19 protein-coding genes are annotated in these 21,442 nt (G+C 71.4%); 9 read left to right on the forward strand and 10 right to left on the reverse strand.

Annotated features, from left to right (window positions below; translation table 11 throughout):
• Positions 1-62 precede the first annotated feature (62 nt).
• Positions 63-353: a Smr/MutS family protein gene (locus ACGFIO_RS25970; protein ID WP_392829391.1), complete on the reverse strand. Its 291-nt coding sequence runs from the start codon at positions 351-353 to the stop codon at positions 63-65.
• A 10-nt stretch (positions 354-363) separates the two neighbouring features.
• Positions 364-738: a tetratricopeptide repeat protein gene (locus ACGFIO_RS25975; RefSeq protein WP_392829393.1), complete on the reverse strand. Its 375-nt coding sequence runs from the start codon at positions 736-738 to the stop codon at positions 364-366.
• A 133-nt stretch (positions 739-871) separates the two neighbouring features.
• On the opposite strand from ACGFIO_RS25975, the gene ACGFIO_RS25980 reads away from it, so the two are divergent.
• Positions 872-3,046, forward strand: a complete 2,175-nt coding sequence (locus tag ACGFIO_RS25980) for a hypothetical protein (protein ID WP_392829395.1) — start codon at positions 872-874, stop codon at positions 3,044-3,046.
• Here the strand turns inward: ACGFIO_RS25980 and ACGFIO_RS25985 are convergent.
• Positions 2,997-4,670 (reverse strand): hypothetical protein, encoded by a 1,674-nt coding sequence (locus tag ACGFIO_RS25985; protein WP_392829397.1) that lies wholly within the window; start codon positions 4,668-4,670, stop codon positions 2,997-2,999. The two genes, ACGFIO_RS25980 and ACGFIO_RS25985, sit on opposite strands and share 50 nt — an antisense overlap.
• A 47-nt stretch (positions 4,671-4,717) precedes the next feature.
• Complete coding sequence (locus ACGFIO_RS25990) at positions 4,718-4,918, reverse strand: hypothetical protein (protein ID WP_392829399.1); 201 nt, start codon at positions 4,916-4,918, stop codon at positions 4,718-4,720.
• A 130-nt stretch (positions 4,919-5,048) separates the two neighbouring features.
• Between ACGFIO_RS25990 and ACGFIO_RS25995 the strand changes: the two genes are divergently transcribed.
• Both ACGFIO_RS25995 and ACGFIO_RS26000 read left to right on the forward strand, forming a co-directional pair.
• Positions 5,049-5,786 carry a response regulator transcription factor gene (locus tag ACGFIO_RS25995; RefSeq protein ID WP_392829401.1) on the forward strand — a complete coding sequence of 246 codons (738 nt, stop codon included), beginning with the start codon at positions 5,049-5,051 and terminating at the stop codon, positions 5,784-5,786.
• 130 nt (positions 5,787-5,916) lie between these two features.
• Positions 5,917-7,422 (forward strand): sensor histidine kinase, encoded by a 1,506-nt coding sequence (locus ACGFIO_RS26000; RefSeq protein ID WP_392829402.1) that lies wholly within the window; start codon positions 5,917-5,919, stop codon positions 7,420-7,422.
• Here ACGFIO_RS26000 and ACGFIO_RS26005 read toward each other — a convergent pair.
• The 3 genes from ACGFIO_RS26005 to ACGFIO_RS26015 are packed head-to-tail and all read right to left on the reverse strand — an operon-like array spanning position 7,369 to position 11,666.
• Positions 7,369-7,773, reverse strand: coding sequence for a hypothetical protein (locus ACGFIO_RS26005; RefSeq protein ID WP_392829404.1), 405 nt, complete (start codon positions 7,771-7,773; stop codon positions 7,369-7,371). The two genes, ACGFIO_RS26000 and ACGFIO_RS26005, sit on opposite strands and share 54 nt — an antisense overlap.
• 55 nt (positions 7,774-7,828) lie before the next feature.
• On the reverse strand, positions 7,829-10,495 hold the full coding sequence (locus ACGFIO_RS26010) for a putative bifunctional diguanylate cyclase/phosphodiesterase (protein ID WP_392829406.1): 2,667 nt from the start codon (positions 10,493-10,495) through the stop codon (positions 7,829-7,831).
• A gap of 13 nt (positions 10,496-10,508) precedes the next feature.
• Positions 10,509-11,666 carry an FIST signal transduction protein gene (locus ACGFIO_RS26015; protein ID WP_392829407.1) on the reverse strand — a complete coding sequence of 386 codons (1,158 nt, stop codon included), beginning with the start codon at positions 11,664-11,666 and terminating at the stop codon, positions 10,509-10,511.
• A 269-nt stretch (positions 11,667-11,935) separates the two neighbouring features.
• Here ACGFIO_RS26015 and ACGFIO_RS26020 point away from each other — a divergent pair, with 269 nt between their 5' ends.
• Positions 11,936-13,000, forward strand: coding sequence for a 3-deoxy-7-phosphoheptulonate synthase (locus ACGFIO_RS26020; protein ID WP_392829409.1), 1,065 nt, complete (start codon positions 11,936-11,938; stop codon positions 12,998-13,000).
• Between the two features lie 308 nt (positions 13,001-13,308).
• Positions 13,309-14,409, forward strand: coding sequence for a DNA glycosylase AlkZ-like family protein (locus tag ACGFIO_RS26025; RefSeq protein ID WP_392829411.1), 1,101 nt, complete (start codon positions 13,309-13,311; stop codon positions 14,407-14,409).
• On the opposite strand, the gene ACGFIO_RS26030 is transcribed toward ACGFIO_RS26025, so the two are convergent.
• The 3 genes from ACGFIO_RS26030 to ACGFIO_RS26040 form a co-directional block, all read right to left on the reverse strand.
• On the reverse strand, positions 14,400-14,684 hold the full coding sequence (locus ACGFIO_RS26030; RefSeq protein WP_392829413.1) for a DUF3040 domain-containing protein: 285 nt from the start codon (positions 14,682-14,684) through the stop codon (positions 14,400-14,402). The genes ACGFIO_RS26025 and ACGFIO_RS26030 overlap by 10 nt on opposite strands.
• A gap of 298 nt (positions 14,685-14,982) precedes the next feature.
• Positions 14,983-16,200, reverse strand: coding sequence for a glycosyltransferase (locus tag ACGFIO_RS26035; protein ID WP_392829414.1), 1,218 nt, complete (start codon positions 16,198-16,200; stop codon positions 14,983-14,985).
• A gap of 185 nt (positions 16,201-16,385) precedes the next feature.
• Positions 16,386-18,638 (reverse strand): glycosyltransferase family 39 protein, encoded by a 2,253-nt coding sequence (locus ACGFIO_RS26040; protein WP_392829416.1) that lies wholly within the window; start codon positions 18,636-18,638, stop codon positions 16,386-16,388.
• Between the two features lie 140 nt (positions 18,639-18,778).
• Here ACGFIO_RS26040 and ACGFIO_RS26045 point away from each other — a divergent pair, with 140 nt between their 5' ends.
• From ACGFIO_RS26045 to ACGFIO_RS26060, 4 genes are all read left to right on the forward strand, one after another.
• Positions 18,779-19,819, forward strand: coding sequence for an NAD(P)-dependent alcohol dehydrogenase (locus tag ACGFIO_RS26045; protein ID WP_392829418.1), 1,041 nt, complete (start codon positions 18,779-18,781; stop codon positions 19,817-19,819).
• 17 nt (positions 19,820-19,836) lie between these two features.
• Positions 19,837-20,247 (forward strand): MerR family transcriptional regulator, encoded by a 411-nt coding sequence (locus ACGFIO_RS26050; RefSeq protein ID WP_392829419.1) that lies wholly within the window; start codon positions 19,837-19,839, stop codon positions 20,245-20,247.
• A 205-nt stretch (positions 20,248-20,452) separates the two neighbouring features.
• Positions 20,453-20,764 carry an ArsR/SmtB family transcription factor gene (locus ACGFIO_RS26055; RefSeq protein ID WP_392829420.1) on the forward strand — a complete coding sequence of 104 codons (312 nt, stop codon included), beginning with the start codon at positions 20,453-20,455 and terminating at the stop codon, positions 20,762-20,764.
• A complete protein-coding gene (locus ACGFIO_RS26060; protein ID WP_392829421.1) occupies positions 20,761-21,231 on the forward strand; it encodes an SRPBCC family protein in 471 nt (156 codons plus the stop codon). Before ACGFIO_RS26055 ends, ACGFIO_RS26060 begins: the two co-directional genes overlap by 4 nt.
• The last annotated feature ends 211 nt before the right edge of the window (positions 21,232-21,442 follow it).

Raw genomic sequence — 21,442 nt, forward strand, 5'->3', positions numbered from 1 at the left:
CGACGGCCAGACCCACACGCACTGAGCGGTCAGCGACGGCCAGACCCACACGCACTGAGCGGTCAGCGACGGCCGCGGCCCCGGCCGCGGCCCTGCGCGGACTCGAACCGGAAGTGGATGAAGAGCCGGCCCCAGTTGTCGCCGTCCTTCTCGACCCGGTGGTAGAGCTGCTTGATCTCCTTCTGGTCGAGGAAGCGCAGCACCTTTTTCTTGAGCTGGCCGCTCCCCTTGCCCGGGATGATCTCGACCAGCGTGGCCTTCTTCTCGATCGCCTCGTCGATGACGCCACGCAGCGCCCGGTCGATCTCGTGCCCCTTGTTGAAGATGTCGTGCAGATCAAGCTTGATTTTCACGAACGCCAGCCTACGAGTCGGAGTTCTTGCCCAGCCACGTCTCGACGCGATGCAGGGCTTCCCGGTAGTCGCCGTGCTCGGCCTTCATGGCCGCGGCCAGGCGCAGATGCGGGAGCGCCTCACGAAAACGACCGGCCCTTTCGAGGGTCCGGCCGAGCACGTGGTGCGCGTAGTGATCCGACGGATCATGATCGATGAGGGCACGTAGCTGCGCCTCCGCCCCGGCCAGCTGGGCCGAGTTGAAGTAGGCCCGGGCCAGCAACTGGCGTACCGCCGCGTTGTGCGGTTCGGCCTCGACGATCGGTTCGAGCATCCGAGCGGCACCGCGTGGGTCCCCGGACTCGAAGGTGAAGGTCGCTCTGCGGTACTCCTCGAGAAGATCCACAACCGCCTCCAAGCTAAGGGAACGCGAGAACACCAACGCTGGCACAACATCGAGCCAACGGCGAGTGCCGCCCCTCCTCCAGCTTCCCGACAAAACCCCGCAAACGGCAACTCCGGCCGCGCAGAATGCCTGCGTGGGGGACTTTCCGATCAATCTGGTCCAGGCCCCGGCCCGACCACGGTTCGGACGGCTCAAGGCGGCCGCCATCGTCCTCACCACGCTGGCCATGTGTCTGCCGTTGACGGGAGCGGTGGCCGCACCCGCGGTCACCTCGCCAGCCTTCGCGATCCAGGGGATGGACAAGATTCCGTCGCCGCCGGACGGGCGCAGCTGGGCGCCGGCCTTCCGTACCCAGAAGGGTTTGCATCTGGTTGCCAGTGCGCAAGAAAGAACGTTCGTTCTGCACACGGTCGGCGGCGATGTCAGCTTTCTGCCCGGCGTGAACCTGGGCAGCACCACGCCCGGCCACCAGCCCGGCGAGCTGTCGATCACGCGGGAGCAGTACCGCACCTGGCTGGCCGCGATGGGCTGGCTCGGCCTGCGCGTCGTACGCGTTTACACGATCCACCCGCCGGCCTTCTACCAGGAGCTGGCCCGCTACAACCGGGCCAATCCGGACCGTCCGATCTACCTGATGCAGGGCGCCTACTTCCCGGACGAGTCCTACGTCCAGAAGCAGAATCTCTACGACAAGGCCGTGACCAGCGCCTTCCAGGCCGAGCTGAAGGACGCGTCGGCCGCCGTGGCGGGCGAGCTGACGCGGACGCCCAGGCGCGGCCGGTCCAGCGGCACCTGGGACACCGACGTCACGCCCTGGCTGGCCGGCTGGATCGTCGGCGTCGAGCTCGACCCGTTCGCGACCTCCGCCTCGGACCGGCGCAACGCCACCGCTCCATCGGTCAAGGGCAGGTTCTTCACGAGTACGCCGAACGCCACGCCGGCCGAGCGCTGGCTTGCCGCCAGGATGAACGAGCTGGCCACCTATCAGGCCAATCGTGGCCTGAGCGAGCCGATCGCGTTCACCAACTGGCCGACCACCGACCCGTTGCGGCACCCGGAGGAGCCCCTGGCCCAGGAGGACCTGGTGCAGCTCGACGCCAACCACGTTCTTCCCACGCCGGCGTGGCCGGCCGGCACGTTCGCCAGCTACCACGCCTACCCCTACTACCCGGACTTCCAGCGGCACGAGCCGGCGCTGCAGACCTACCGGTACAACGGGCGCTCCGACCCGTACGCCGGATATCTCGCCCGTCTGCGGAAGCACCACGCGACGATGCCGGTGCTGGTGACCGAGTTCGGCGTGCCGTCGTCGATCGGGTCGGCGCACAACGCGCCGCTCGGCCGCAGCCAGGGCGACCACAGTGAGCGCGAGGCGATGCGGATCGACGCCGGGCTGCTGCGGCTCATCCACGACCAGGGTCTGAGCGGCGGGTTCCTGTTCGGCTGGGCCGACGAGTGGTTCAAGTTCACCTGGAACACCATCGAGCATCAGGACCCGGAGCGCCGGCAGCTGTGGCACGACCCGTACACCAACGAGCAGAACTTCGGGCTGATCGCGATGGACCCGGCGGGGCCACCGGACACGCCGCCCGAGTTCCTGTTCGACACCGAGGGGGGTTGGCCGGCCCGCCGGGTCATCAGCCGGGTCGACGAGTCGTACCTGCATCTGCGGATCCGGCTCGGCGACCCGGCGCCGACCGCGCTCACGCTCTCCTTCGACGTGCTGCCGGCCGTGAACGGGCCGCCGCCGCCGGGGTCGGCCGACGCCACCGGCGACGCCGCGCTGACTTTCGACCTGGTCAGCCACACCGGGCAGGCGTACCTGCGGCAGCTGCTGGACCCTCTGCCGCTGGATTACCGCGCGGCCGCCTCGGCGCGTGGCCCGGCCCCGCCGGGCTGGCGGCGCTTCGAGCTGGTCGTCAACCGCGACCTGACCGTGCCCAGCACCGGCGAGAAGCTGCCGGCCGAGTTCCTGAACGCCGGCGCGCTGCGCTACGGCAGCTGGAGCCCGGGCGACAAGGATTCGGACAGCCGGGCGTTGTGGCGGCGCGAGGGCGACGACCTGGTCGTGCGGGTGCCGTGGGCGCTGCTCGGGTACGCCGACCCGTCCGCGCACATGGCCGGCGTGCCGAGCGGGCACGACCTGAGGCTGGTGGTCAGCCCGGGGGCCGGGGTGACCGTCTCGGCGTCCGGCACGGACCAGTTCGTCGGCGACGTGACCTGGGTGAACTGGAATCGGCCGTATTGGACCGAGCGGCTCAAGGAGGGGGCTTCGGAGATCCGCGACGCGGCGCTGTCTTTTTCCTGACCAGCAGCGCGGTCAGGCCGAGGCCGATCAGCAGGAAGCCGAGCGCGATGGTGGGCGGGACCATCGCCTCCGAGGTGGTCGCCGGTAGGGCCGCACCGCCGCCGCTACCCGGAGCCGTGGACGGCTCGTCACCGGGTGTGGGCTTGGCCGGGACGGCGGTCACGCCGGGTGTCGCGGTGGCGAACTCGCTCAGTGTGGTGCCGTCGGTCGCGTAGGTGAACACGGTCAGGTCGTACTGCTGGCCGTTGGTCAGACCGGTCAGGTCGCAGGTCGACCCGGTGGCCGTCCCGACCGTGCAGAATGCCTCGAACCCCGAGGTCACGGCCAGGTAGGCGAGGAAGTCCCCGGAGCCGAAGTCGGTGGCCGGCCGCCAGGAGACCCGCAGGCCGCGGTGGATGGGCACGGCTCGCACGCCGGTCACGGCCGCGGGTGAGCGGGGCAGACCGGCGACCCGCACGGGTACGCGGCTCGCGCCGCCCGCCCCGGCCCCGAGCCGGCCCGAGCCGCCGTTCCCCCAGCAGAATGCGATATATCGCATATCGAGCCCGCAGGTGTGCTCGTCTCCGCTGTCCAGATCACGCAAGTTGCCGGCCACTTTGCGCGGCACCGTCTGGCCGGCCGTTCCGCCGTCACCGAGCTGACCTTCGCTGTTCCCGCCCCAGCACCAGGCCGCCGCCTGCCGGTCCAGGCCGCAGACATGCTCGCCACCGAGCGCCACCTGCTGGAACCAGGGCCCGCCCTGAGCCTTCGGCGCGTTCTCGACCCCCGTGGCGGTACGCCCCCAGCACGCCACCCGCCCGCCCTGGTCGACCGAGCACGACTGCTGCTTCCCGACCGCGACCTGGCGCACCTGCGCGTCGTGCAGCGCCCCGGTGGCGACGACCCGGACCGGCCGGTCGGCGTCCGTGCCGCTGCCGTCGCCCACCTGGCCACGGTCGCCGGCCCCCCAGCACCAGGCCACGCCGTCGGCGGTCGTCGCACAGGTGGTGTCTCCGCCGGCCGCGATGTCCACCACCGGATCGGTCAGTCCGGTCGCGTCCGACACCCGCACCGGCCGGTCGGTGTCACCGGTGCCGCCGTCGCCGAGCTGACCGTGGTCGTCCCGCCCCCAGCACCAGGCCGCGCCCTGCTCGTCGATCGCGCAGCTGTGCCCGGCCCCGGCGGTCACCTCGACCAGCACGAAGCCGGCCGGGAACGCGACCTGGGCCGGGGCGTCGCGGTCGACGTTGTCGCCGACGCCCAGCTGACCCGCCGAGTTGTCACCCCAGCAGAACACCGCGCCGTTGTGCTCCAGCCCGCAGGTGTGCTCGTCGCCCGCGTCGACCTGCACCACCACCGGCATTCCGGCCGGCGCGCTGACCGGGACGGCCCGGTTCACGTCGTTCGCCGGCGGGCCGTCACCGAGCTGGCCGTCGCTGTCGCTGCCCCAGCAGTAGACCCGGCCGATGCTGGTCGTCGCGCACGAGTGGGCCCGGCCGGCGGTGACCGAGGCGGCGCCCACGGTGGCCGCCCGGATCGCGTCGGAGTCCACGCCGTCCGGCCACGCGTCGCCCGGATCCGCGTAGGCGGGTGCGGGCAGCACCACCAAGATCAGCGCGGCCAGCAGACCGATCACCCGTGCCACTCGATCTCCCAGCGCTCGGTTCCACGACCGGCGCCATCCTGCCCGTTCTAAACCGTTTCGTCCCGCTTCGACACACCCGGCGCGGCGTCGGCCAGCATTCCGACCGCGCGGATCGAGTCCGCCGCGCTCACCGAATCGCCCGCACCCGGCCTGGTCACCGCCACCTCGCCCGGCCCGAACACCGTGGCCAGGCCCAGCGCCGCACACACCGCCACCACCGACATCCGCCAGTTCATCGTCCTCGTCATGGCACCGACAGTTCCGCCGTACGGTGTCAACGCGCTGTGCGAAAACCCAGCTCCGGCTGTGCCGACGCCGCACAGGTGTTACACAGGGAACGGAAAGGGCCGGCATAGCCTCGGCCGCCAGAGTGGGAGCATGACGATGGCGAACCCCGACACGAGCACCGAACTCCGCCGCCCCGACGGTGGCCCGGTCCGGGTGCTCGTCGTCGACGACGAACCCACGCTGGCCGAGCTGCTCTCGATGGCCCTGCGCTACGAGGGGTGGGAGGTGCGCAGTGCCGGCGACGGGATGACCGCCGTGCGTACCGCCCGCGACTTCCGCCCGGACGCCGTCGTTCTCGACATGATGCTGCCGGACATCGACGGGCTCGAGGTGCTGCGCCGGCTGCGCGGCGAGACGCCCGAGGTGCCCGTGCTGTTCCTCACGGCCAAGGACGCCGTCGAGGACCGGATCACCGGCCTCACCGCCGGCGGCGACGACTACGTGACCAAGCCGTTCAGCCTGGAAGAGGTGGTCGCCCGGCTGCGGGGGCTGATGCGCCGGATGGGCCGCTCGCCGTTGCGCGCCGAGTCGCAGCTGCACGTCGGCGACCTGTCGCTGGACGAGGACAGCCACGAGGTCCGCCGCGGCGGCGACCTGATCACCCTCACCGCGACCGAGTTCGAGCTGCTCCGCTATCTGATGCGCAACCCACGCCGGGTGCTCAGCAAGAGCCAGATCCTGGACCGGGTGTGGAACTACGACTTCGGCGGCCAGGCCAACGTGGTCGAGCTGTACATCTCGTACCTGCGCAAGAAGATCGACGCCGGCCGCAACCCGATGATCCACACGATGCGCGGCGCCGGCTACGTCCTGAAGCCGGCCGACTGACATGACCCAGCCCGACGTGATGCGTATTGGTGCTCAGAGCGGCTCTGAGCACCAATACGCATCACCCCGGCACCCGTCCCGTTGGCGCAGCCCGCGCGGCTGGCCCCTGCGCGCCCGCCTCGTCGCGATCATGATCGTGCTGCTGGCCGCCCTCGGCCTGCTCGTCGGCGGCGCCGCCGAGATCTTCCTGCACAAGATCCTCTACGACCGCGCCAACGATCGCCTGACCGAAACGACTACCCGGACGCTGGGCGGGCCCCGGGGCCGCCCCGGGATCACTCAGGACGACTTCCTCGACTATCTCAAGCAACACCCGCCGGGCGGCGTGCAGCCGGGCAGCATCGTCATGGTCTTCGGCCCTGATCCGGCGACCGGCGCTCCCGGCGCGTTCGGGGGCGTGGTGGCGTTCCGGCCGCCCACCACCGGCGAGCGCTTCGACCCGAGCGAGGGCGGCGACTACCAGAGCCTGCCCGACGCCGCCGTGCGCGACCTGGCCGCGCTGGCGCCCACCGCCGAGCACGTCCGCGTCGACCTCGGCGGCGATCGAGGTGACTACCTTGTGAGCTCGCAGTTCGTGCACAACCAGGTCGTCGTCACCGGGGTGTCGCTGGCCGAGACCCAGAACACGCTGCTGTCGGTCGGGCTGGTCATCGGGGGCGGAATCCTACTTTCGCTGATCGCGGCCGGCGTGGCCGGGGCGTACATCGTGCGGCGTACCCTCGAGCCCTTGAACCGGGTCGCCGCGACCGCGACGCGCGTGTCCGAGTTGCGGCTCGACCGCGGTGAGGTGGAGCTGGCTCAGCGGGTGCCGGTCGAGGACACCGACGCCCGCACCGAGGTCGGCCAGGTCGGCGCCGCGCTCAACCGGATGCTCGACCACGTCGGCAACGCGCTCGAGGCACGGCACAACAGTGAGATGCAGGTACGCCAGTTCGTCGCCGACGCCAGCCACGAGCTGCGCACCCCGCTGGCCGCCATCCGCGGGTACGCCGAGCTCAGCCGCCGCAGCCGGCTACCGATCCCGGAGGAGGTCGGGCACGTGCTGCGCCGGGTCGAGTCCGAGGCGGTGCGGATGACCACGCTGGTCGAGGACCTGCTGCTGCTCGCCCGCCTGGACGCCGGGCGGCCGCTCGATCACGAGCCGGTCGACCTGACCATGCTGGTGGTGGACGCGGTCAGCGACGCGCACGCGGCCGGGCCCCGGCACGACTGGCGGCCGGCCCTGCCCGAGGAACCGGTCAGCGTGATCGGCGACCGGGCGCGGCTGCATCAGGTGCTGGCGAATCTGCTGGCCAACGCGCGTACCCACACTCCCGAGGGCACGACCGTGACCGTCGGGGTGGGCGCGACCGACCACGAAGCCCTGCTGACCGTGACCGACCACGGCCCGGGCATTCCGGCCGAGCTCCAGCCGCACATCTTCGAACGCTTCGCGCGCGGGGACAGCTCCCGGTCGCGGGCGGCCGGCAGCACCGGCCTGGGTCTGTCCATCGTGCACGCGGTCGTGACCGCGCACCGCGGCACCGTGTCGGTACGCTCGGTGCCCGGCCGGACCGAGTTCACCGTGCGGCTGCCGCTGACCTCACCAGACGCGGCGGAGCCCGTCCATCAGCACGTCGCGGAGGTCGTCCAATAGCGCGCCGGCCGCCTCGCCGTCGCTGACGTGCAGCTCCAGCGGGACCGACTCGCGGTCGCGGCCGACGATCACGTCGAGCGCGCACAGGGCCCGCCCGGCCAGCTCGGGGCTGACGCTCGGCAGGGCGGCCGCGGCCAGGCGATGGTCCAGCCAGCTTTTCCCGTACGCCGCGGGCAGCCCGGCCGCGACCACCGCGACCGCGGTGATCGCCTGGGTCGGCGGGATCTCGCCGAGCAGCACCGACGGCGTCTCCCAGACCCGGGCGACAACCGTCGCGACGGCCTGGAAGCGGTCGCGCGGGGACAGTTCGAGCAGCTCATCGAGCAGGTCCGGAGCGGAGACCTCGTTCATGTTCCCTATCCGACCACGAGCCGGGGAGTCTGGACATACCCCGGCGGGCGGATGTTCAGGCGGCCAGCAGCGAGCCCGCTCGCAGCAGGGCGGTCGCCTCGGCCGGGGTGACCGGGCGAGAGAACAGGTAGCCCTGGCCCTGCTCACAGTTCAGCGCCATCAGTTCGGCCCGCTGCTCGGCGGTCTCGATGCCCTCGGCGACCACGGTCAGGCCGAGCGAGTCGGCGATGGCCAGCACGGCCCGCACGATGCCGCGGTCGGTGTCCTTGGCCGGCAGACCGGCCACGAACGACTTGTCGATCTTGAGGATTTCCACCGGCAGGCGTTTGAGATGGCTGAGATTCGAGTACGCGATGCCGAAGTCGTCCAGCGCGAAGTGCACCCCGGCCGCCCGCAGCGTGCTGACGAAGTCGGTGACGTCCTGCCGGATCGAACTGTGCTCGGTGATCTCCAGGTAGACGTCCGACGGGTCGGCACCGGCCGAGGTGATGACGTCGAGCGTCCGGGCGGCCGCGTCCGGTGACTGCAGCTGGATCGGCGACAGGTTGACGCTGATCCGCAACTGTTCGCGGCCGGGCAGCCGCTGCCAGTCGAGGAGCCGGCGGCAGGCCTGGCCGAGCACCCACTCACCGATGCCTATGATCGCGCCGGTCTCCTCGGCCAGCGGGATGAACACGTCCGGCGGAATCGAGCCGCGGGTCGGGTGGGCCCAGCGGCAGAGCGCCTCGAAACCGAGGATCCGCCGGCTCGTCAGCTCCACGATCGGCTGATAGTGGATCGACAACTCGTCCCGGGCCAGGGCCTGGGCGAGGTCGGAGCGCAGCTCGAGCCGGCCGAGGCTGTCCTGGGAGGCGTCCTCGTCGAACACCTCGACGCGGCCGCGGCCGGCGTTCTTGGCCGCGTACATGGCCGCGTCGGCGTCGCGCAGCATCGCGCCGGCCCGGGACTGACCGCGGTCGCCGAGCACGCCGCCGACGCTGACCGAGATCTCGACCCAGCCGCCGTGCAGCCAGAACGGTGCCTCCAGGGCGCGGACGACCCGGTTGCCGACCTCGGTGACCGCGTCCAGGTCGGCCACTCCGTCGAGCAGGATCACGAATTCGTCGCCGCCGAACCGGGCCAGGAGATCGCTGGGGCGTACGCACTTACGCAACCGGTCGGCCACCTGGATCAGCAGGTCGTCGCCGGCCTCGTGCCCGAGCCGGTCGTTGACCTCCTTGAACTTGTCCAGGTCACAGAAGAGCAGGCCGACGTGGCCGGCGCCGCCGGTGCCGTCCTCGGCGCTCCGGCTCAGCGCCAGGTCGAGCCGTTCCGCGGTCAGCGCGCGGTTGGCCAGGTCGGTCAGCGGGTCGTGGGTGGCGCGCCGGCGCAGCTCGTCCTCCAGCCGGCGGCGCTCGTCGATGACCCGGGAGGACAGCACCAGCGTGCCGTCCTCGGGCACCGGACGCAGCGCGCTCTCCACCCACACCCACGAGTCGTCCCCGGTACGCAGCCGATACTCGACCTTGGCCGAGTCCGACGGCCGGGCCAGCGCCGCCGCCACCTCCGGGCGGTCCGCGCTGTGCACCAGGTCGGTGACCGCACGACCCAGCAGGTGCTCGGGTGCGATGCCGAGCTCACGGTCGTGCGACGGCGACGCGTAGCCGAACCGGCCGGCGCCGTCGACCACGGCGATCAGGTCGCTGATCGAGTCGGTGATCAGCCGCAGCCGGCTCTCGCTGCTGCCCAGGGCCCGGTACAGTTCCGCGTTCGCCATCGCGGCGCCGACGTAGTTCGCGAAGATCGTGGCCGAGTCGACGGCGTCCGGGCGGAACGGCCGATGGTCGCGCCGCAACGCGTAGATGACGACGGTGGGTGAGCCCTCCCGGATGACCGGTACGGCCAGCACCGACCCGCCGATGTCGGGATGGTCGTACTGGCCGGTGTAGGGGGCGCCGGACCGGGTCACGTCCCAGCCGATCAAGTTCGCGGTCGCGACCGGCCGGTCCGGCGACGGCACACCGGTGTCCTGGGTGGACGCGACCAGATGGGCGACGTCGTCCTCGACCCGGACCAGCCCGGCGTGATCGGCGTCCACCAGCAGCGGCAGCAGGCTCACGGCCTCGTCGAAGATCGAGTCCAGGTCCAGCCGGCTGGACAGCCGGTGACCGAAGGTGGCCAGGTTCTCGACCGCGGCGCTGCGCCGGCGGGCCTCCACCGCGAGCCCGAGCCGGGCCGCCACCGAGCCGAGCACGGGCAGGTCGCCGGCCGGGAACCCGGTGGCGCTGACCCGGTACATGATCAGCAGCTCCTCGGCCGCGCCGGCCTCGCCCACCGGCACCCAGACGGCCGAGCCCGGTGACAGCTCGAACATCGACGGCGGGAGGTCGCAGGCCTGGTCCAGTGCGTCACCGGTGCGGGCGACGACGCGACCCGCGGTCAGTGCCTCGGCCGCGCCGCCGGCCAGCGCCCAGCCCTCGGTGTAGGCGGCGTCGCCCTCCGGGATGCCGTACGCGCTGGTCACATGCAGCGTGCCACCGGTCACCCGGACCATCGCGGCGATGTCGGCCGCGTACGTCTGGGCCAGCACGACCAGGGTCTCGTCGACCAGCTGGACCGGCGACGACGGCCGGCCGAGCACGGTGAGGACCCGGATCAGACGCGAAGTCTGCCGGTAGGCGTCACGGGTGGCCGCGACGGCGTTGTCGCGTTCCTCGCGCATGCGGTCGGCCTCAACCGTCACGGTTTCCCCACCCTCACAGGGCGAGGGCGGTGATCGTGGCGTTGTGATAGCCGGCGACTCCCGTGCTGCGGCCGAACTCGCCGTACGTGTAGAAGCCGAAGGTGCTGACCGGGCCGGCCGCCTTGTGTACCCGGGCGGGTTCCTCGGCCGCGCGGGTGTCGAGCAGGTCGGTGCGGGCGATGCAGCTGAACATCAGCAGCACGGCCGGGTCGATGGTCTCCCGCAGCGCGTCGCCGACGAGTTCCTCGCTGGCCTGCAGCAGAGCCTCCCGGTCGGCCGAGACGATCTGCACGGCACAGTACTCGGGCAGCGGCACGAAGGTGCTCAGAACGCCGTTCTGGTCGACGAACGCGCCGCGAATGAGCTGCGTACCGTCCGGCTCGATGAGGCTGAACGAGTGCCCGGTGTGCCAGCCTTCCCAGGCGCCCTCGAAGTACTCCGAGCGGGCCTGGGTGTCCTTGGCGACGGTCTCGCTGAAGACCTCGGTGGCCGGGCGGCCGTCGATCTCCTCGACGATCATGCCGTTCACCCGGGTGACCAGCATCGGCAGCGTGCGCGGCTGCCAGCCGTGCCCGGAGACCACACGGAGCGGGTGGTCCGAGCCGATCCACACCGCCACGGCGGCGTCCTGCATGACCCGGTCACCGAAGAACACCTTGGTGCCGGAGAAGGTGCGGTCGTCGCCGGCCGCACCGCCGACCACCGGCACCCGGGCCCCGGTCACCCGGTACATCCCGGTGAGCAGGCTCTGCATGTCGGCGGACATGCCGTCGGCCAGCACCAGCAGCGCGCTGTACGGGGTGTCGCCGCCAACGGCCGCCATGGCTCGGCGGGCGAGCTCACGGCCGGCGTCGAGGGTGTCCGCCCCGATGCCGTCGACCATGGCGGCGCCGAACCGGTACGGGGACGCCGCGAGCATCAGCACGCTCACGCCGGTGTCGGGCGGCAGGTAGCCGCCGTCCGAGAACTGGCCGGAGGTGCTGGCCCCGATCAGCGGCGCCTCGCCGGTGACGCCACGGACTCCGGCCAGCAGAGCGGGCAGGTCGTAGCGGATCGAGGCGTAAACGATCACCAGACCGGGCTGGGCGCCGGCGAGCTGGGCGTACGCCGCGTTCGCGGCCTCCGCACCGGCCGCGGCGGCGTCGTCCAGGCTGCTTGATGCCGATCCCACAGGCAAACGCTCCACACCGTTGAGCATCGACCGGGAATCCCGGGAGCTGAGGGTTTCGGCCGCGCCCCGGTCATCCGGTAGGCTGTCGGCGTGTCCCGTTGGTATTGGCGGTTTACGAGGCCGGCTCAGCCGGTGTCCTCGGTTGTAACCGCATGACCTGAGACACCCCGCCCGAGCCGGCCGAGGCAGCGACAATCATGTCGCTGCCTTTTCGTTTGTGAAAAACAAGCCGGCTCACGCCCCTCTGGGCGCCCGGCGGAAAGGTAGCCATGACCATCCCCGAGGTGCAGCGGGTCCGGGACCAGCGCATCAAGATCGCCGTCCCGCTGATGAGCCCCGCCCTGCTCCACCACGAGCTGCCGCTCACCGAGGACCTGCACGACGCGGTCCTCGCCGGCCGGGAACAGGTCGAAGCGGTGCTCCAGGGCCGAGATCCACGGCTGCTGGTGGTCGTCGGACCGTGCTCGGTGCACGACCCCGAGGCGGCCGGTGAGTACGCCGACCGCCTGGTCGCCGAGGCCGGCCGGCTCGCCGACGACCTGCTGATCGTGATGCGGGTGTACTTCGAGAAGCCGCGCTCCACGGTCGGCTGGAAGGGTCTGATCAACGACCCGGCCCTGGACGGCACCGGCGACGTGTCCACCGGCCTGCGGGTGGCCCGCCGCCTGCTGCTCGAGGTGGTCCGCCGCGGCCTGCCGGTGGCGGTGGAGTTCCTCGACCCGATCACCCCGCAGTACATCGCCGACACGGTGGCCTGGGGCGCGATCGGCGCCCGCACGGTCGAGTCGCAGGTGCACCGCCAGCTGGCCAGCGGCCTGTCCATGCCGATCGGTATGAAGAACCGCCCCGACGGCAGCATCAGCACCGCCATCGACGCGATCAACGCCGCCGCCGTCCCGCACGTCTTCCCCGGCATCGACTTCTCCGGTACGCCGGCCATCCTGCACACCACCGGCAACCCCGACTGCCACCTGGTCCTGCGCGGTGGCGGCGGCCGGCCCAACTACTCGGCCGCCGACGTGGCCGGGTCGCTCGACCGGCTGGCCCAGGCCGACCTGCCCGGGCGCCTGGTCATCGACTGCTCCCACGGCAACAGCAACAAGGACCACCTGCGCCAGCCGGTCGTCGCCGACGAGGTCGCGCAGCAGTTGGAGGCCGGCCAGGCGGGCATCGCCGGCGTGATGCTGGAGAGTTTCCTGGTCCCCGGGCGCCAGAACCTGGGTGGCGACCTGACCTACGGCCAGTCGGTGACCGACGCGTGCATGGGCTGGGACGCCACCGTCGAGGTCCTCGACCGCCTGGCCACCGCCTCGGCCAAGCGCCGCGCCGCCTGACCGGAGCAGCTCCGATCGGAACGACGACCGTGCTGAGGTGCCCGCCTCGGTCCGCGAGCACCTCAGCACGGCTGAACGATTCGCACTCCCTGCGCCAGGTAAAACTGACTGGCGATGTCAGGTATGGCGGTCTAGGGCGCATCCGACGGATCACCCAGGTGCGAGGCGAGGCGCAGAGCGTGCCCGGCGTCGCCGCGACGCGCCCTGATGCCGGTGTATGTGTGGGCGTGTCGCGGGTGCCGTCAGGCAGGTTCTGGGCCACGCCGCAGCCCTGGGTGATCCGTCAGATGTGCCCTAGGGTCGGCGTCATGGCTGTTCAGCAGGTTGATCGCGCGCGGGTGATGGCCTATCGAGTGGCGGCGCTGGGGCTGGCCGAGCGGGTCGCCGACCGGCCGGGCGATCTGCCGCTGCTCGATCTGGGCGTGCAGGAGTACACGCCGGGGTCGATGCGGGTCGCGCTGGCCGCGCGTACCTCGGCGGATCTCGAAGATCGGCGGCTGGTGATGGTGTGGGCCGCCCGGGGCGCGCCGCATCTGCACCGGCGGCGGGACCTGTGGGATCTGGCGCGGGCGTTGTGGCCGGTCAGCGACGCCGACGCCACGGCGCGGATTCAGAGCAACCAGATCCGCGACGGCATGCGGCTGGGGATCGCGGCGTTCACCGCCACGGCCGAGGCGAACCGGCGGGTCGTCACCCGGTCGATGGCCCGGGGCGAGGTGAGTACGCGGGTCAGCAAGCTGGTGCCGGAGGCACTCACGTACTTCTGCAAGTCCTGCGATGCCCGGCATATCGCCGGGAACGTGTGGCAGCACGCTGGGCTGGCCGGTGGGCTGCGGGTCGAGTCACGGGGCAAGGACGCGACGCTGGGGCCGATCAAGGACTGGCCGGGCGTACCCGAGCGCAATGAAGGTTTTGATCGGCTGATCCGGCTCTATCTGCGGATGCTCGGGCCGGCCGGGCCGCTCGAGGTGGGGAAGTATTTCGGCAGCTCGACGGCCGAGATGAAAAAGGTGTGGCCCGACGATCTCGCCGAGGTGAGCGTCGACGGACGCAAGGCGTGGCTGCCGGCGGACGCGGTGGCCGACCTGACCACGGCGACGGCGGCGAGCGGGGTGCGGTTCGTGCCGCCGATGGACGCGCTGCTGCAGAGTCGCGACCGCGATCTGGTCGTGCCCGACAAGAAACAGCAGAAAGAGGTGTGGCGGACCCTCGGCAATCCGGGGGTGTTGCTGGTCGACGGGACCGTCGCGGGCGTGTGGCGGGCCAAGATGGCCGGTCAGAAGCGGGTCGACCTCACCGTGACGACGTTCGGGACGCTCGGGGCCAAGGTACGCAAGGCCGTCGACGCCGAATCGGCCCAGGTGGCGCGGGCCCGCGGGGTGCCGGAGGCGACCGTCGGCTACGCCTGATGATCACCGGCGCGGAGACGACGGGTACGGAACGTGAGCGATGCCACGATCACGATCGCGCAGGTGGTCGCGATGGCCGAGCCAAGCCACCAGCCGCTGACCGCGAGGATCAACGCGGCCATCCACACCGCGACCGCCACCAGCACGACGGAGACCGGTACGCGCCGGCGGATCGGGCGACGGCCGACCGACATGCGTTCGCAGAATTCCGGGTCGTCCCGGAGCAGCTGCCGCTCCAACTGCGCCAGTCTGCGGTTGTCTTCTCTGCTCAGCATGTCGCCACCCTCCCGGTCCGGCCCCCGGTTCCCAGACGCATCGACCCGGGCTGATAGCAACCCCGGTGATGACATTGTTACCCGGCGGTCGCAAGCTCGATACCTCCGGGCCTGCCGAGATGATGCCCGATCCATGCCCGCAGGACATCGCACCGGGGGTGTGGCTGCGGCTGAGCGGTTTTGCTCCGGCGGTTTGCTCCGGCGGCTTGGCTCCAGCGGCTTGGCTCCAGCGGTTTGCTCCAGCGGCTTGGCTCCAGCGGTTTGCTCCAGCGGCTTGGCTCCAGCGGCTTGGCTCCAGCTAAGCGGCCTTGAAGACCCAGATGCGCATCAGCAGGAAACGGACCCCGGTGGCGATCGCGTTCGCGGTGACCAGGACGGCCAGCTCGACCCACCTCGGCGGCGCCACCGTGGTCGAGTGCAGCAGGGCCAGGGATCCGCTGGTCAGGGCCAGGCCGACGCCGAAGACGGCCAGGCCCTGGGCCTGGTGCCGCCAGGCGCGGTCGGTTCCGCGTACCCGGAAGGTGAGCCGGCGGTTGACCGCCGTGTTGGCCACCGCGGTGATCAGCAGGGCCAACAGGTTGGCCCACTGCGCACCCAGACCGGCCCGGAGCAGGGCGTACAGCGCGAGGTAGGCCAGCGTGCTGGCCACACCGACTCCCGCGAAACGCATCAGCTGCCCCGCCAGCCCGGTCGGCACCCCGGCCACCGGCAGCGGGTTGCGGCCCAGCTGCTCGCGCAGCGCCGCCAGCGGGATCCGCCCGGTGCTCAGGCCGCGGGCCAGGCGCGCGATGCCCTTGAGGTCGGCGACCGCGGTCGACACGATGTCGACCCGGCTGTCCGGGTCGTCGACCCAGTCCACCGGCACCTCGTGGATGCGCAGGCCGGCCCGCTCGGCCAGGACCAGCATCTCGGTGTCGAAGAACCAGCCGGTGTCCTCGACCATCGGCAGCAACCGGGCCGCCACGTCGCCGCGGATCGCCTTGAAGCCGCACTGAGCGTCGGAGAACCGCGCGGCCAGCGTGCCCCGCAGCAAAAGGTTGTAGCCGCGGGAGATGAACTCGCGCTTGGCGCCGCGCACGACCCGGGATCCGCGGCTGAGCCGCGACCCGATCGCGAGGTCGGAGTGGCCCGAGATGAGCGGCGCGACCAGCGGAAGAAGGGCGGCCAGATCGGTCGAGAGATCCACATCCATGTACGCGAGGACAGCCGCGTCCGACCGTGTCCACACGTGCTTGAGCGCCCGTCCCCGGCCCTTCTGCGCCAGGTGCACGGCGGTAACCTCGGGCAGTGCCTCGACCAGCCTCCCGGCGACGGCCGCGGTGGCGTCGGTGCTCGCGTTGTCCGCGATCGTGATCCGGAACCGGTAGGGGAACTGGGCCGACAGGTAGCCGTGCAGCCGGCGAACGCACGGCTCGAGGTCGATCTCCTCGTTGTAGACCGGAACGACGACGTCGAGCACCGGGGCGTCCAGGCGCAGCGACCCGGTGGCGTGCTCAGGCAGCGTGGAAAGGCTCATGCCTTCAAGGTCGGCTGCGGCGCTTTGCCCCGAATGTGGCGAACCTGTGCCGTGCCTATGAATGCCGCCACCCGCAGGTGATGCATATTTGTGCTCAGAGCTGCTCTGAGCACAAATATGCATCACGCCGCCGAGGCGGCCCTCCCGGTGGAGAGCCGCCTCGGCGGATTCGGGCCGGTCGATCACTACTGCTGGGTCAGGTCGTAGACCGTGACACCGTCGACGGTCTGCGCGGTGTAGTTCGCGGCCACCCACTCGGAGATCTGCGAGCTGTCGTTGCTGCCGGAGCCGTTGCCGCCCCGGCCGCCGCCGCCGAAGCCGCCACCCCCGATGAAGTAGTGGATCTTGCCGGCGGCGACGTAGGCCTGGAACTGCGCCAAGGTCGGCGACGGGTCGCTGCCGTTGAAGCCGCCGATGGCCATGACCGGCTTCTCGGTGGCGAGCTGGTAGCCGGAGGCGTTCTGCGAACCGACGGCCGCCGCGGCCCAGGTGTAGTTGCCGGCGTTCTGCTCCAGCAGGGCCTTCATCTGGTCGGAGACGGTTGCGGCGTCGAGCAGGCCGCCCATGCCACCACCACCGGGCCGACCGCCGAACCCGCCACCCGGGAACCCGCCGCCCGGCTGGGTGGTGCCGCCCGGCTGAGTGCCGCCCGGCTGGGTGGTGCCGCCCGGCTGAGTGCCGCCCGGCTGGGTGGTGCCGCCCTGCTGGGTGGTGCCGCCCGGCTGAGTGCCGCCCTGCTGGGTGGTGCCGCCCTGCTGGGTGGTGCCGGGGAATCCGCCGCCGGGGAACCCACCGCGGCCGCCGCCCGGGCCGCCTCCGCCGGGGAATCCGCCGCGACCGCCGCCCGGGCCACCACGACCACCGAAGCCACCCTGGACGGCCGGTCCGGCCGTCGGGATCGAGCCGGTGTGCGGTTCGGACGCGGTCTGCACGGCGTACGCGGCGGGTCCGGCCAGAGTCGCACCCAGCGCGAGCCCGGCGATCACCGCGGCCACCCGCATCGGCAGCCGCATCAGGCCGAGCACACCGACCGCCGCGACCAGCCCACCGATCAGCACCACCCAGCGCAGCCACGGCACGAAGTCCGGGCTCCAGCCGAGCATCGTGAACGACCACCAGGCGGTGACCCCGACAGCCGCCGCGAGCATCACCGCCGCGAACGGCGCGTGCCAGGCCGGAGCGGTGTGAGCCGGCGTCGCGACGTCGTCGGATGCCGTGACCCGGCGGTTGCGGATCGCGCGCCAGGTCACCGCCGCGCCCATCCCGACCACCGCGCCGACGGCCGGCGCCAGCGCCACCGTGTAGTACGCGTGGAAGATCCCCTGCATGAAACTGAACACCAGCCCGGTGATCACCAGCCAGCCGCCCCACAGCACCAGCCCGGCCCGCACCCGGTCGGTCCGCGCCGCCCGCAGCGTCAGCACCAGCCCGGCGACCAGCAGGATCAGCGCCGCCGGGAGCAGCCACGAGATCTGCCCGCCCTGCGACGAGTCGAACATCCGCAGGATCCCGGTCTCGCCCCAGCCGCCACCGAAGCCGCCACCCCCACCGCCGCCGACGCTGCCGGTCTCGTTGCCGCTGAGCCGGCCCAGGCCGTTATAGCCAAGGGTGAGCTCGAGGATGCTGTTGTTCTGCGAACCGCCGATGTACGGCCGCATCGACGCCGGCACCAGCTCGACGATGGCGATCCACCAGCCGGCCGACACGACGATCGCGAGTCCGGCCAGCAGCAGCTGCACGATGCGCCTTCTCACGGAAACAGGCCCGAACAGCAGGTACGCCAGCCCGAACGCCGGCACCACCAGCAGCACCTGCAGCATCTTGGTGAGGAAGCCGAAGCCGATGAACACGCCGGCCCAGACCAGCCACTTGGTCCGCCCGGATTCCAGGGCCCGGGTCATCGCCCACGCCGCCGCCACCATCAGCAGGACCAGCAGCGCGTCCGGGTTGTTGAACCGGAACATCAGCACCGCCACCGGGGTCAGCGCCGACACCGCCCCGGCGATCAGTCCGGCGGCCGGCCCGTACCACCGGCGCACCGTGGCGAAGAGCAGTCCCGTGGTGGCTACGCCCATCAGCGCCTGCGGCACGAGGATGCTCCACGAGCTCAGCCCGAAGATCCGTACCGACAGCGCCATCACCCACAGCGACGCGGGCGTCTTGTCCACCGTGATCGAGTTGGCCGCGTCGGACGAGCCGTAGAAGAGGGCCTTCCAGCTCTCCGATCCGGCCTGGACCGCCGCCGAGTAGAACGCGTTGCCCCACCCCGAAGCGCCCAGCCCCCACAGGTAGAGCACGGCCGTCACCAGCAGCAACACCAGCAACGAGGGCCGTACCCAGCGTGGGTCGCCGGGCTTGCCGAACAGGAGGTTGCGCTTTCGGCCCGGGGCCGGCGGGTTCGGCGCCGCCTGGGGCGGGGCCGGCATCGTCGTGGTCATCGGAGTCCTTCGGGCAGGTTTTCAAGCGGACCTGCTCACTGTCGGCTCCGGCTCTGTCGACGCCTTGTGCTCGACCTGTGCGGACTCTGTGAAGGCGCGAGGTTGCGTTGGAGTCCACTCCAGCGCCTAGCGTCGCGGCCATGCGTACGACGACTGGCATGGCTCTGACGACTCCCGGCGGATCCTGGGAGCCGTACCGTTTCGAGCGCCGGGATCTCCGCCCGGACGACATCGCGGTCCGCGTCACCTGGTGCGGGGTGTGTCACACGGATCTGCACGCGGCCGAGGACCTGGCCGCCGGCGCGGCGCCGCTGGTGCCCGGGCACGAGTTCGTCGGCGAGGTCGCGGCGGTGGGCGGCGAGGTGACCGCCTTCCGGGTGGGTGACCCGGTCGCGGTGGGCAACATCGTCGATTCGTGTGGGGTGTGCGCGGCCTGCCGGTCCGGCAACGAACAGTTCTGCGCCGAGTTCCCCACCACGACGTACGGCGGCCGGGACCGGGTCGACGGGAGCGTCACCCTGGGTGCGTACTCCGGTGAGTATGTGGTGCGTGAGTCGTTCGTGTACCCCGTCCCGTCCGGCTTGGATCCGGCCGGGGTGGCGCCGCTGATGTGCGCCGGCGCCACGGTCTACGAGCCGCTGCGGCGCTGGGCGGTTGGTGCGGGTCAGCAGGTCGGCGTGGTCGGCCTGGGCGGGCTCGGCCACCTGGCGGTGAGGTTCGCCCAGGCGCTGGGCGCCGGCGTGACGGTCTTCACCAGTTCGTCGGGGAAGGCGGAGGCGGCCCGGGCTTTGGGCGCCGACGAGGTGGTGGTGTCGCGCGACGCCGACGCGATGAAGGCTCAGGCCGATCGGTACGACTTCATTCTCGACACCGCCTCGGCGAAGCATGACCCGTCGCCCTACCTGCGCGCCCTGCGGATGGACGGCAGCCTGTGCATGCTCGGCATCCCCGACCGCTACGAGCCCGAGGCGATGGCGCTGATGTTCGGCTACAAGCGCCTGGTCGCGTCGGGCGGCGCGGGCCGCCCGCGGATGCGCGAGATGCTGGAGTTCGCCGCCCGCCACGAGATCACCGCCGACGTCGAGAGGGTCCCCGCCCGTGACGTCGGCCGCGCCATGGACCGCCTGTCCCGCAACGACGTCCGCTGGCGCTTCGTGCTCGACCTGGCCGACCTGGGCTGACCGCGTACGTTTGCCAGGTGACCACCACCGCGACGCCCACCGCTCTCGGCATCCGCGAGGTGTCCGAGCTCACCGGCCTGACCCCCGACACCCTGCGCTGGTACGAGCGCGAAGGCCTGATCCCCCTGGTCAAGCGCAACTCGGACGGCCGCCGCCGCTACGGACCGGCGGCCGTCCGCTTTGTCCGGCTGGTTCAGGCCCTGCGCCGCACCGGCATGCCGATCGCCGAGATCCGGCACTTCGTCGAGCTCGGCCCCGGCACCCCCGAACACGCCGTGGGCCGCCTGCGCATCCTCCAGGAGCAGGAGGAACGCCTGCATCGACGGCGCGCCGAACTCGACGAGGACCTGCGCGTGATGCGGCACAAGATGGCCGACTTCCGCGACCTGATCGCCCGCGGCCGCAACTGCGAGGACGACGAAGACTGAAACCCTTTGCCGGTACGGGCACAGCCACTGCTCGCCTTCGACGCGCCGGCCGCTGCATCGTCCCGGCCGCTTCCAGCCGCCGGGTCGGCGGCCCCCTGGTAGGTCAAGGGCGGTACCCGGTCCCCGGATACCGCCCTTGACCTACCACCTTCTCTTTCGCCGTGGTCCTTGACGGCCATGCTCGGTAAGTCTTAGCTTACCGTTCGTGGAGACTTACCAAGCGGACGACGGCTGGGACGCGCTCGGCGACCCGACCCGCCGGGCGATCGTCGCGTGCCTGGCCGAGCGCCCACGCGCGGTCGGCGAACTGGCCGAGGTGCTCCCGATCAGCCGCCCGGCCGTTTCCCAGCACCTCAAGGTGCTCAAGGAGGCCGGCCTGGTGACCGACCGCGCCGCCGGCACCCGCCGGGTCTACCGGCTCAACCCCGCCGGGGTGGCCGCTCTGCGGGACCAGCTCGACACCTATTGGAGCCGAGCCCTGGACAACTTCAAGGACATCGCTGAGGAGAAGGAATGACCGACAACGTGGTTCGGCGCCAGATCGTCGTCCAGGCCCCGATAGAGAAGGCGTTCGCCGTGTTCACCGAGCGATTCGGTGACGTCAAGCCGCGCGAGCACAACCTGCTGCGGTCACCCGTCGTGGAAACCGTCCTGGAGCCGAGGGTGGGCGGCCACATCTACGACCGGGCCGAGGACGGCACCGAGTGCCACTGGGCCCGGGTGCTGGCCTTTGACCCACCCGACCGCCTCCTGTTCAGCTGGGACATCGGCCCCACCTGGCAACTCGAGCAAGATCCGGAGAACGCCAGCGAGGTCGAGGTCCGCTTCGTGGCCGAGACCCCGAGCCGTACCCGTGTCGAACTCGAACACCGCAACCTCGACCGCCACGGCCCCGGCTGGGAGTCCGTACGCGACGGCGTAGCCACTGACGAGGGCTGGCCGCTCTACCTCTCCCGCTTCGGCGCCCTCTTCCCCGACGCCTGACAACCCGCAACCGTCCGGGTCCGGGTCCGGGTCCGGGTCCGGGTCCGGTGTCCGGTGTCCGGTGTCCGGGTCCGGGTCCGGTCTCGCACCGGGCACCGGGCACCGGGCACCGAGCACCGAGCACCGAGCACCGAGCACCGAGCACCGAGCACCGAGCACCGAGCACCGAGCACCGAGCACCGAGCACCGAGCACCGAGCACCGAGCACCGA

Origin of the sequence: Actinoplanes sp. NPDC049265 (genome assembly GCF_043197135.1) — a bacterium.
Lineage (GTDB): Bacteria > Actinomycetota > Actinomycetes > Mycobacteriales > Micromonosporaceae > Actinoplanes.

Excerpts from the sequence above, each read along its gene's own strand:
- ACGFIO_RS26035 (WP_392829414.1), bottom strand. The coding sequence starts at position 16,200 with ATGAGCCTTTCCACGCTGCCTGAGCACGCCACCGGGTCGCTGCGCCTG.
- ACGFIO_RS25990 (WP_392829399.1), bottom strand. The coding sequence starts at position 4,918 with ATGACGAGGACGATGAACTGGCGGATGTCGGTGGTGGCGGTGTGTGCG.
- ACGFIO_RS26025 (WP_392829411.1), top strand. The coding sequence starts at position 13,309 with ATGGCTGTTCAGCAGGTTGATCGCGCGCGGGTGATGGCCTATCGAGTG.
- ACGFIO_RS26045 (WP_392829418.1), top strand. The coding sequence starts at position 18,779 with ATGCGTACGACGACTGGCATGGCTCTGACGACTCCCGGCGGATCCTGG.
- ACGFIO_RS26005 (WP_392829404.1), bottom strand. The coding sequence starts at position 7,773 with ATGAACGAGGTCTCCGCTCCGGACCTGCTCGATGAGCTGCTCGAACTG.
- ACGFIO_RS26020 (WP_392829409.1), top strand. The coding sequence starts at position 11,936 with ATGACCATCCCCGAGGTGCAGCGGGTCCGGGACCAGCGCATCAAGATC.
- ACGFIO_RS26060 (WP_392829421.1), top strand. The coding sequence starts at position 20,761 with ATGACCGACAACGTGGTTCGGCGCCAGATCGTCGTCCAGGCCCCGATA.
- ACGFIO_RS26040 (WP_392829416.1), bottom strand. The coding sequence starts at position 18,638 with ATGACCACGACGATGCCGGCCCCGCCCCAGGCGGCGCCGAACCCGCCG.
- ACGFIO_RS26030 (WP_392829413.1), bottom strand. The coding sequence starts at position 14,684 with ATGCTGAGCAGAGAAGACAACCGCAGACTGGCGCAGTTGGAGCGGCAG.
- ACGFIO_RS25995 (WP_392829401.1), top strand. The coding sequence starts at position 5,049 with ATGACGATGGCGAACCCCGACACGAGCACCGAACTCCGCCGCCCCGAC.
- ACGFIO_RS26000 (WP_392829402.1), top strand. The coding sequence starts at position 5,917 with ATGATCGTGCTGCTGGCCGCCCTCGGCCTGCTCGTCGGCGGCGCCGCC.